At 70.7% G+C, this 8,298-nt stretch carries 8 protein-coding genes; 5 read left to right on the top strand and 3 right to left on the bottom strand.

What is annotated here, in order from left to right; translation table 11 throughout:
* On the bottom strand, positions 1 to 330 hold a 330-nt coding region (locus tag VGR06_RS25230), incomplete at its 3' end, for a hypothetical protein (protein WP_327561598.1).
* Entirely contained in the window at positions 305 to 1,009 is a 705-nt protein-coding gene (locus tag VGR06_RS25225) for a type VII secretion target (protein WP_327561597.1), read from the bottom strand. The genes VGR06_RS25225 and VGR06_RS25230, both read right to left, overlap by 26 nt.
* A 234-nt stretch (positions 1,010 to 1,243) precedes the next feature.
* Here VGR06_RS25225 and VGR06_RS25220 point away from each other — a divergent pair, with 234 nt between their 5' ends.
* The 5 genes from VGR06_RS25220 (at position 1,244) to VGR06_RS25200 (ending at position 7,934) form a co-directional block, all read left to right on the top strand.
* Complete coding sequence (locus tag VGR06_RS25220) at positions 1,244 to 2,458, top strand: hypothetical protein (protein WP_327561596.1); 1,215 nt, start codon at positions 1,244 to 1,246, stop codon at positions 2,456 to 2,458.
* Positions 2,458 to 3,183, top strand: coding sequence for an ESX secretion-associated protein EspG (locus tag VGR06_RS25215; protein ID WP_327561595.1), 726 nt, complete (start codon positions 2,458 to 2,460; stop codon positions 3,181 to 3,183). Before VGR06_RS25220 ends, VGR06_RS25215 begins: the two co-directional genes overlap by 1 nt.
* A 127-nt stretch (positions 3,184 to 3,310) precedes the next feature.
* Positions 3,311 to 6,544, top strand: a complete 3,234-nt coding sequence (locus VGR06_RS25210; protein ID WP_327561594.1) for a DEAD/DEAH box helicase — start codon at positions 3,311 to 3,313, stop codon at positions 6,542 to 6,544.
* 99 nt (positions 6,545 to 6,643) lie between these two features.
* Entirely contained in the window at positions 6,644 to 7,183 is a 540-nt protein-coding gene (locus tag VGR06_RS25205) for a sigma-70 family RNA polymerase sigma factor (protein ID WP_327561593.1), read from the top strand.
* Positions 7,176 to 7,934: a hypothetical protein gene (locus tag VGR06_RS25200; RefSeq protein ID WP_327561592.1), complete on the top strand. Its 759-nt coding sequence runs from the start codon at positions 7,176 to 7,178 to the stop codon at positions 7,932 to 7,934. Before VGR06_RS25205 ends, VGR06_RS25200 begins: the two co-directional genes overlap by 8 nt.
* On the opposite strand, the gene VGR06_RS25195 is transcribed toward VGR06_RS25200, so the two are convergent.
* Positions 7,927 to 8,298: TetR-like C-terminal domain-containing protein (locus VGR06_RS25195; protein WP_327561591.1), on the bottom strand; the 372-nt coding region annotated here is incomplete at its 5' end. The two genes, VGR06_RS25200 and VGR06_RS25195, sit on opposite strands and share 8 nt — an antisense overlap.

Genomic DNA, 8,298 nt, shown 5'->3' with positions numbered 1-8,298 from the left:
GATGACGTCGTCGATGTCGCCGATCAGTTTGAGGATCTCCCTGATCCCCTCGGCCACTCGAAAAATCTTGTAGCTGGTGAACGCCCCGGCGAGAATCCCGATCGGCACCCCGATTCCGGTGGATGCCGAGCCGCCCGCTACGGCCGCCGCCGCCGCCGCCTCGGCGGCGGAATCCCCGACCACGGCGTCGCGCAGCCTGACCATCTCCTCGGAGGCCACCCGGTACTGCCCGGCCAGCTTGTCGATCCGGGTGTGCGCCTCTTCCAGTGGCGGGACCAGCTTCATCAGATGGACGGCGGCACCGTCACCGGCGTTGCCCTGCCACACCACCTGGGTTCCCTGCGAGGCCCACTGAATGTTGATGCCGACGTCGTTGACCGCCCAACCGACGTCGTTCAGCACGTCCGCCGAGGCCCGCGCCCGCCCAGTCACCGACCCAGGGCTTGACGATCTCTTCCCGCGGGTTTATCGGACGTTCGAGAAGCCCCAACCAGTGCGCCACATGGCTGACGGCCTCGAGCGCCGCGCCCAACGAAGCCGTCGGGCTGGCAAGGTCCCACCAGTTGTAGTTGCCTCGCATCTCATCGCGGTAGTCCTTGGGGTCGTTCAGCCGGCCCCGGGGCACGTCGACGTCTCGGAACTCCGCCGGCGTGCCATCCGCGCTGATGTAGCCGGTCTGTTTCCGCTGCCCGGCCGCGTCTGCCGCCGGGTAGGTGCCGTCCAGTTTCTCGGCGGACGCCTGGTCGGTACGCTCGTAATAGATCGCCGCGTCGTTGATCGATTGCGCCGTGGAGGTTAGCGTGGAATTGGCCATTTTGCCGAGCCAATCGTTCAGTGCTTGGTAGGCGTCCCGGTGCCCACCGGTGAGCCGGCCGATGACTCCTTCGCCCCCCTGGAAGTTCTGCATCTTCGCCAGATGCTGTTGGGTAGCCGCGATGTCGTCGCGGGCCCGGCCCACCAGTTGAGCGAGCTGCCGCACGGCGGCCGGCTGCACGGAAAAAGATGTCATTGACGCCCCACCCCTCTGCGCAATTACCGAGCGCGCTCCCACAGTGACTCTAATCATTGCAACGCTCGCACGGATAGCCCGTGCGGGTGACTTCGCCGAACGACACTTCGGACGCGGATCCGACAACTAGAGTTCCCTGCGTAGGGAGTCGACTACCGAGGGGTGGCCATGCCGGACGGCAATTCTGATCAACAGGGAATTGGGGTCCCTCGGCCGGACCGGCATCTTCGGGGGATGTCGCACGAGGAGCTGAAGGCGTGGACGGATGCGGCGGAGCCGGCCGTGTCCGAGGACGTCGCGGATCAGTGGGGGTCGATGGGGGCCGGTCTGTCGGAGGCCGGAGTCCGGTTGCAGCAGGCGGTGGCCGGGTCGGAGGCGGGGTGGACCGGGCTGGCGGCGGACGCGATGCGGTACCGGCTCGAGCAGGTGGCCCAGTGGAGCCAGGACGCCGGGGAGGGTTTCTCGGCCGCGAGCTCGGCCGTGCGGCAGCAGAGCGCGGCGGTGGGTGAGGCGAAGGCGCGGATGCCGGAGCCGGTGCCGTACGACCCGGTGCAGATCTTCGAGGACGCGGGGAAGGCCGGGTTGTCGGGGATCCTGGCGCTGCCGCAGCGGTTGTACGCGCAGAAGCAGAAGTCGGACGCGGCGTACAGCGAGGCGCTGGTGACGGTCGCGGCACGGGACGGGCACCTGCGGCAGGGGGCGGGCGTCATTCCCGCGTTCACCACGCCGCCCGCGTTGAACGACGACGGCGGCGGGCGGCCGCCGGTGGTGCCGCCGCCGGAGCCCGGTGGGCCACGGCCGGGTGGTGGACCGGTCTTCCCGGGGACCGGGCCGAGCGGGCCGCGGCCCGGCGATGGTCCCGGGCCGACGGGAGGAACGCCGGGACAGTCCGGTCCTTCCGGTCCGGCGCAGGGCGGGCCGGGTCAGCCGGGGCCGGGCGTCACGGTTCCGGGGTCGCACACTCCTGTTCCCGTGGTGCCGGGGCCGGTCGGTGAGACCGGGTCGGGTCCGGGACTTCCGGGTGGAACGCCGGGTGGTCCGGGGTTCGGGCCGGGCGGTGGATTCGTGCCCGGTGGTGGTCCAGGGCGCGGCGCTCCTGGCGGTGGCGGGGAGGCCGGCGGCGCGGCCAGGGGTAGGGGCGCCGGGCCGTTCCCGGGTGGACCGGAGGAACCCGGGCGCGGCGCCGGACGTGGGCTCGGCGGCGGTGCGCGGTTCGGGGCCGGCGGGGTGACCGCCGCGGAGGCGGCTGCCGGGCGCGGTGTGGCCGGGGCTCGGGGTGGCGGCGCCGGGCTGGGCGGGGTGCCGCTGGGGGCCGGGACCGGCAAGGGGGACGAGGACACGGAGCATCAGCGGCCCGCCTGGTTGGTGGAGGACGACCCGGAGTCGCTGTTCGGCAGCGACGAGCTGACCGCGCCGGCGGTGCTCGGTGTGGATGAGGACGAGGAGTAGTGGAGCTGCCCCTGCCCGAGCTCGACGTGCTGTGGGAGGACCTGGGGCTCGGGGACGTCCCGTTTCCGCTGGAAATACCGGGGCACGGGAGGACGCTCGAGGAGCGGGCGCGGATCCGGGCCGGCGTGCACGACGGTCTGGGGGATCGCGGCGACGCGGCGGGGCCGATGCTGCGGTTGCTCGCCCGGCCCGAGGTGACCGTCGATCTGGTGGCCCAGCTTGACGGCCGGATGGTGCGGGCGGTGGCGGCCGGCCGGGGGCGGCACGCCGTGCGTGCGGTGCAGCTGGACCGGTCCGTCGTGCTCACCCGGATTCGGGACACGGCCGTCATCTCCTCGGTCGTCGACCTGCTGCCGGTGAGCCGGCCGGGGCCGGGTCGGTCGGTCACCCTGCCCGTCTCGGCGCTGGGACGCGGCGCGAGGTCGGGTGTACTGCGCCCGGCGGGCGGGCCGACGAACCACGGTGTCGAGCGGCAGCTGGTCGCGTCGGTCATGGAGCGGCCGCTGCGCCGCGTCGGGCAGCTCGGGATCATGCTGCGGGACGACCGGGGCTGGCGGCGGTTGCCCGGCCTCGCGTGGCTCGACACCGACCAGGGGCGCTACGCGAGCACGGTCCGGCGCGGGCCCGATGGGGAGGATTGGACGACGCTCACACCGACTGACAACGCCCAACTGGCGTACCGGCTTAGCGAGATGCTCGCGGCTGCTCGGACGAGAGTGCGATGAAAGCGTCGTTCCTCGCACCCGGCGTGAGGAACGACGCTTTCATCGCACTCCAACCACTTCAGTCACAGTCACCCCAGGGCGGGCGCGTCTCCTGATCTTGTCAGACCGCCTCGATAACTTGTGCCCCATGCAACTGCTGCACTCCGCCCTGATCGACGTCGACAGCCTGGAAGACGCTGTCCGGGACGACTATTTCGAGCGGGGCGCCCGGCTCGCCCGGCAGCACCCGGTTACCCGGATGCGCTGGGACCCCGCGGACTTCGCGTTACACGGCACGGTTGTCGGGGACACCGACGTCTACGAGACGAGCGTCTACTTCGTCCCGGACGACGAGCCGCCGCTGGAGTTCGACCAGGGCCAGTGCACCTGTCCGGTCGGGTTCAACTGCAAGCACGTGGTGGCGCTGGCTCTGTCGGCGGCGGGCGGTGGTGCGGCGCCGGCGCCACGGAGCCCGAAACCCCGGCCGGTGACCTGGGACCAGTCGCTGCGGTCGCTGCTGGATTCCGCGCCCACCGGCGGCCCCGACCGGTCCGGTGGGACGCCGCTGGCCATCGAGCTGAGCCAGAATGGTTCAACCGTGCTCGCCAGGATGGTGCGGCCGGGCAGGAACGGCTGGTACAGCGCCGGTCCACCCTGGGCTCGGCTGGTCCATTCGTATTACACCCAGGACTTCGTCGCCGCACATGTGCGGCTGCTCAGGGAGTTGTTCGCGGTCTACCAGTCGGGCAAGGACGATTCCGGCCGTTACTCCTACCGCGACGAGAAGACGATCGACCTGGCCGCCTTCGAGAGCCGGCAACTGTGGACGCTGCTGGACGAGGCCGACGAGATCGGTGTGCGGGTGGTGCACTCGCGCAAGCGGCTCGGCGACGTGCCGCGGCACGCGTCCGCGGAGCTGTGCGTGGACGTCACGGGTGGCGGGCCGGACGGGTTGCTGGTGATCAGCCCGGTGCTGCGGCTCGGCGGGTCCGACCTGGACGCGGCGCCGTTCCGGTTCGTCGGGGCCGACGGTCACGGGGTGGTCTTCGTCAACCGCGCGGAGCTGCGGGACGGCTCCGGCCCCGACGAGTGGCATCTGCAACTGGCCAAACTCGAAAGGCCGGTGCCGGCGCAGCTGCAGCAGCTGGCGATGGAGAACCGGTGCCTTTCGGTCCCGGCCGCCGAGCTGGCGCGGTTCGGGGCGGAGTTCTACCCGCGGCTGCGGCACCTGGCGCCGGTGATCTCCTCGGACGGCTCCTTCGAGCCGCCGGAGATCTCCGCGCCCACCCTGGTGCTCAACGCGGACTACGGCACCGGCCACGACCTGGAGCTGAGCTGGGAGTGGGCATACCAGGTCGGTGACACGCGAATGCCGGCTCCGCTGCACCCGGAACCCGGGCAGGGGTACCGGGACCTGGACGCCGAGCGGGCCATCCTGGCGGGACTCGACATCCCGTCCGACGTGTTCGGGTCGAGCCGGTTCGGCGGCATCGACACCATGCGGTTCTCCACCGAGATGCTGCCGCTGCTGCGGGACCGGCCAGGGGTCGAGGTCGAGATCGGCGGGGAGCCGGCGAACTACCGCGAGGCCGGAGACTCGCTGCGGATCAGCGTGTCCACGGAGGACATAGCGGGTGAGACCGACTGGTTCGACCTCGGAGTCTCGATCAGCGTCGAAGACCGTGAGGTTCCGTTCCTGGACGTGTTCCTGGCGCTGAGCCGGGACCAGTCGCACCTGCTGCTCGCCGACGGCGCCTACTTCTCCTTGCAGAAGCCCGAGTTGCAGGCGCTTCGGCGGCTGATCGAGGAGGCCCGGGCGCTGCAGGACTCGCCGGGGTCGCTCAAGATCAGCCGGTTCCAGTTCGGACTGTGGGACGAGCTGGCCGAGCTGGGTGTGGTCGGCCGCCAGGCGAAGGCATGGCAGCGGCAACTCGAGGGCCTGCGTTCGGTCAACTCGATCGAGGCGAACCCACCGCCGGAGACGCTCGACGCCGAGCTGCCGCCGTACCAGCTCGACGGGTTCCGCTGGCTGGCGTTTCTCTGGGAGTTCCAGCTCGGCGGCATCCTCGCCGACGACATGGGGCTCGGCAAAACGTTGCAGTCGCTGGCCCTGATCAGCCATGCCAAGAACGCCGACCCCGGCCTGCCGCCGTTCCTGGTCGTCGCGCCGACCAGCGTGGTGTCCAACTGGGTCGCCGAGTCCGCCCGCTTCGCGCCGGACCTGAAGGTCGTGGCGGTCACCGACACGATGCGGCGCCGCGGGCAGGAAATCGACGAGGTTGTTGGAAACGCCGACGTGGTCGTCACGTCTTACACGTTGCTGCGGCTTGACTTCGACGCTTACTCGGCCGTCAGCTGGTCGGGGCTGATCATGGACGAGGCCCAGTTCGCGAAGAACCACCAGTCGAAGATCCATCAGTGTGCGCGCAAGCTCGCGGCGCCGGTCAAGCTCGCGATCACCGGCACGCCGATGGAGAACAACCTGATGGAGCTGTGGTCGCTGCTGTCGATCACCGCGCCGGGGCTGTTCCCCAGCCCGACCAGGTTCCAGGACTACTACGCCCGTCCGATCGAGAAACGCGGCGACACCGAGTTGCTCGCGCAGCTGCGCCGGCGGGTCAAACCGCTCATGCGGCGGCGCACGAAGGAGCAGGTGGCCGCCGACCTGCCCGAGAAGCAGGAGCAGGTGCTCGAGGTGGAGCTGCATCCCAAGCACCGCAAGCTCTACCAGACCTACCTGCAGCGGGAGCGGCAGAAGGTGCTCGGGCTGATCGACGACGTGAACCGGAACCGGTTCACGATCCTGAGTTCGCTGACCCTGCTGCGCCAGCTGAGCCTGCACGCCGGGCTGGTCGACGACAAGCACCGGGAGCTGCCCTGCGCCAAGCTCGACGCGCTGCTCGAGCAGCTGCACGACGTGATCGCCGGCGGGCACCGTGCCCTGGTCTTCAGCCAGTTCACCGGATTCCTCGGCCAGGTCCGTGAGCGGCTGGACACCGCCGGCGTGGCTTACTGCTACCTGGACGGCCAGACCCGGAAGCGGGCCGAGCTGCTGCGGCGGTTCAAGGACGGCTCCGATCCGGTGTTCCTGATCAGCCTCAAGGCCGGCGGGTTCGGGCTGAACCTGACCGAGGCGGACTACTGCTTCCTGCTCGACCCGTGGTGGAACCCGGCCACCGAGGCGCAGGCGGTGGACCGGACGCACCGCATCGGGCAGACCCGCAACGTCATGGTGTACCGCCTGATCGCCAAGGACACCATCGAGGAGAAGGTGATGGCGCTCAAGGCACGCAAGGCCGAGTTGTTCGCCAGCGTCATGGACGAGGGCAACGCCTTCGGCTCCAGCCTGGACGCTGAGGACATCCGCGGCCTGTTCGCCTGAGCACATGAGTGGAACCCGTTCGCGCGCGGTGGTGTAGGAGAAGGTGACATCGCCTCGCGCGAGGAGCGAGACACGGACGACTCGTCTGATCAGGATGCCGTGAACCGGGCACGGGCCGGCGACCTGGACGCCTATGCGGTCCTGGTCGCCCGGTACAGCGCGGTCGCGCACCGGACGGCCTACCTGCTCGGCGCGGGCGCGAACGCCGAGGACGTGGTGCAGGAGGCGTTCGTGAAGGGGTTCCGCGGGCTCAAGGGGTTCCGGCCAGGTGCGGCGTTCCGCCCGTGGCTGCTGCGGATAGTGGCGAACGAGGCGCGCAACCTGCACCGCGGGGCCCGCCGCCGGGCGGCGCTGGAGCTGCGGGTCGCCGGGCTGGACGAGCGGGTGGACCACCGCGACCCGGAATCGCTGGCCATCTCCGGGGCGTCCCGGACCGCGCTCCTGGACGCGGTCCGGGCGCTGCCGGAGCGGGACTCGCTCGTGGTCACCTGCCGGTACTTCCTGGACCTGTCCGAGGCCGAGACCGCGCAGGTGCTCGGCTGGCCGCAGGGCACGGTGAAGTCCCGGCTGTCCCGCGCGCTGGCCCGGCTGCGGCCGGTGGTCGCCGCGAGCCTTCGCGAGGAGGCGGCGCATGACTGAGCCCGACGTTCTCCTCGAGGCCGTGCTACGGGATCTCGGCGCGCGCCTCGATGTGCCCGCACCGCCGGAACCGGGGGAACTGACCCACGCGGTGCGGGCACGGCTGACCGGCCCGCCGCGCGGCGGTCGGGCGCCGTTCGGCGGGTCGGTCCTGCTCCGGGTCGCGGCGGTGCTGGTCGCCGCAATGATCACCCTCGGAGTCCTGGTCACGGTATCCCCGCCGGTGCGGGCCGCAGTGTTGCATTTGCTGCGTTTCGCCGGAATCGAGTTCAGCTCGGAATCCGCGCCGCCGCCGAGCACCCTGCCCACCACGGTCACCCTGCCCGGCGAGCGGACCGTGGACCTGCCCACGGCGCAACGACTTTCCCGCTTCCCCGTGTCGGTGCCCGAGGCGCTCGGCACACCGGAGAAGGTGCTGCTGGCCGACGGGACGCCGCCGCGGATCGTGTCGCTGATCTACCGCGGCGGCACCGTCCGGCTCGACGAGTTCGACGGCCGGCTCGACCAGGCGCTGTTCAAGAAGATCTCCGGCGGCGACGGCGTGCAGTGGGTGCAGGTCGGCGAGGACTTCGGGGTCTGGGTGGACCGCCCGCACGAGGTGGTCTACGTCGACCGCGAGGGCAAGTACCACACCGAATCGGCCCGGCTGTCCGCCAAGACCCTGATCTGGACCGCCGGCGACGTGACCCTTCGCCTCGAGGGCGACTTCACCCTCGACGAGGCGCTCGCGGTCGCGAAATCGGTCAGGTGAGGCCGACCTGCTGCACCAGGTCGGTCAGCAACGCCTCGAACAACGGCTCCGGCTTGGCCACCGCGAACGGGAAGCGGCCGAACACCTCGAGCGCGATCTGCCCGTACAGCCGCACCCAGAACTTCAGGATCGCGTAGGCGGTCCCGATTCCGAGGACGTTCTCCGACACGTCGTAGCCGGTCTCGGCCATGGTGGCCAGCAGGTTCGCCCGGAACGTCTCCAGGTCGGCCCGAAGGTCCGGGGGCACCGAGTCGTCCGGCGGTGCCGCCAACGTCATCGTGGTCAGCACCTGCCCGGCCACCGCCAGGAAGACCCGGCCGAACGGATCGGTCGCCGGCACCAGGATCTGCATCCCGCCGTTCGC

The sequence above is a fragment of the Actinophytocola sp. genome, from assembly GCF_036002505.1.
Classification (GTDB): Bacteria; Actinomycetota; Actinomycetes; order Mycobacteriales; family Pseudonocardiaceae; genus DASYTH01.
This window is presented reverse-complemented; position numbering and strand designations above follow the sequence as displayed.